Raw genomic sequence first — 2,279 nt, 5'->3', positions numbered from 1 at the left:
CATCAACCAGCATTCCAGATACTTGCCCTTGTGACTGGCGAAAGCTCTCAACATCAGGCGTTTGGATGTACTGGTTGACAACCACACCGCGCTCAGAACCTCCAAATGCGTCCTTGTTGGAAATGATCTTGGCAGGCCCCAGAACCGGCTCAGGGCCGTTTTCTCCTGCAATGCCCCACTGCCCGGCACCAAGCACACCACCACCTGCAAAGAAGCCTTGAAACGTGCTCATGAGCGCCGTTGATAGGTTCGATTGCTGCGATGTTCCAAACATCCCGGCAAGCGGCCCTTGTCCCATGAAGGCAGCTTGTGCGGCCGCCTCTGCCAGCGTTGCCACCAGCCGCCCGGCTGCCGTGTCAGCAATCCCCAGAGCGTCAATAAATTGCGACATGGAATCCTGTGCCATCCCGCCAAGCAAACTTACAACTTCATTGTGCTGTTTCTGAGCTTGGGTTTGTGCATAGATCTCATCTGTAACTTTAATCAGTTCCTGCCCCTGCTTGCTGGCAGCTTCTACACCGGCAAGGCGCAGTGCATTGGCCCGCTTTTGTTCCTGTGCATTCATGCTCAGCAGATCGCGCTCAAACTTAAGCTGCTCTAAAACACGGGCATAAGGGTCTTGTGTCTTTTTGGAAGATCCACCGCCACCGCTGCCGGGTATGATTGTTGGCTTGTTCTTTGCCATCTCTAAAACAGCAAAGCCCTGTCCTATGCGGTTGTTAAACTCTATGGACGTATTCCCGGTTGGATCTGAGCTGTATCCATTTCGACCATTCAGGATATCTAGCAGGCGTTCAGCTTCTTTGTTGAGGTCTGCAATATCCTCTTGCATTCTTCCAATACTGGCACGGTCAAAAGGATCTGTTGCACCACTCCCGCCAAGATCTGCAATCTTCCCGCGCATTTCCTCCCTACGCTGATAAATGTCACCAAGTTTTAGTCTCAGGCCCCCATCTGACTTATCTACATCAGCGCTGAAAAGATCGCTGTAGAAGGTGGCAAAATCTCGAAGGTAAGACGCACTCTTAATCGTTGCCCGCTTTGCCCCGGTTTCAAAGGTGCGCCATAGCGCTGCAAACTCATCATCAATCTGCTCTGCTTTGCGTAATAGCTTTTCATCAATCACGCCCCCGGCTTGATCAGTCGCCCGCATTAGATCGCGCACACCCTCAGAGCCATTCTTCATAGCCAAAACCAGCCCGGCTCCTTCCCGGTCAAACGCCTTAAAGCTCAGCAAAAGCCGCTCTTGTTCTGAGCTGGCATTTTTAATCAGGTCTGCATACTCGCCAAGCAATTGCCCTTGCGTCTTCATCTTGCCGGTAACGTCACGAAGCTCAACGCCGTTTGCTTTCAGGATTTTATAAAGAACACCCGAACCATTGGCAGCCTCACCAATGCGCCGCGAAAACCGTTGCAAAGCTGTATCAGTGGTGTTTGCCTCAACACCGGTTAGCGCGAAGCCATAACGCAAGCGTTGCAGCTCATCAGTGGTCACCCCCACCTTATCGGCAACCTTGGCAAGCTTAGAGCCTTCTGCAATCGCTTTCTTACTGGCAGCCGTTAGAGAAGCAACTGCCACAGTTACAGCCGCAATTGCCCCGCCCCTAATAGAACCCATGGTGCGGCCAAGCCGCCCCATGTCCATATTGAGCAACTTGGTTTCCCGCCGCGTCTTTTGCAGTTCGCGCCGATTCCGTTCAAAGGTTGCACGGGACTTGTCATTGGCCCGCACGTTGTAGACAAGATCCGGCACGGTCATGTGTTAGGCTCCCCGGCAATTGTTAGATAAATAGACCATTCTAAAAGCTCAGGTTCCGGCCAGTCTTCAAGATCCGAAACCCGCATGTGTAAGCGATCCGCAAGCCGAAACATGAACATGCGCCACGGATCGCCTTTTAGTTTTTTTCTATTTCCTTGGCATCGCACGGACCAAGCATCAGCATGGCAACCCGGCCAATGATCGCCCCATCGGCTTCTGTCAGCAGCTTGTGTTTGTCATCGGCATTAAAGAGTTTTTCGCCGTTTTCGTCCTGGCTCTTCATCACCAACACTTCAACAAACGCTTCTGCGTCCATGCCTTCATGTTCATCCGAAATGCGTTTTCGTTGTTTGGGCGTCATCGGGTCATAATAGACTTTAAAAGCCTCGCCTTTTTCACCCCATTCCGGCACCTCGATAATCTGGTTTTTAGCCCGCTTGTAATGGCTCTTCACACGTTCAATCGCACGCATCTTTTTAAGGTCCTTGTCTCTGCGCTAAACAAAAAGGCAGCCTGCACA

2 protein-coding genes are annotated in these 2,279 nt (G+C 51.8%); both read right to left on the bottom strand.

The annotated features are described in order from the left end of the window. A partial coding sequence (locus PsWM33_RS25200) for a hypothetical protein (protein WP_193778471.1) occupies positions 1-1,759 on the bottom strand: 1,759 nt, incomplete at its 3' end. A 136-nt stretch (positions 1,760-1,895) separates the two neighbouring features. After that, entirely contained in the window at positions 1,896-2,231 is a 336-nt protein-coding gene (locus PsWM33_RS25195) for a hypothetical protein (RefSeq protein ID WP_063302061.1), read from the bottom strand. Positions 2,232-2,279 lie beyond the last annotated feature (48 nt).

Origin of the sequence: Pseudovibrio sp. WM33 (assembly GCF_001623165.1) — a bacterium.
Taxonomy (GTDB): domain Bacteria; phylum Pseudomonadota; class Alphaproteobacteria; order Rhizobiales; family Stappiaceae; genus Pseudovibrio.
This window is presented reverse-complemented; position numbering and strand designations above follow the sequence as displayed.

Bases quoted from the DNA above. Each gene is read 5' to 3' on its own strand.
- PsWM33_RS25195 (WP_063302061.1), bottom strand. From the start codon at position 2,231: ATGCGTGCGATTGAACGTGTGAAGAGCCATTACAAGCGGGCTAAAAAC.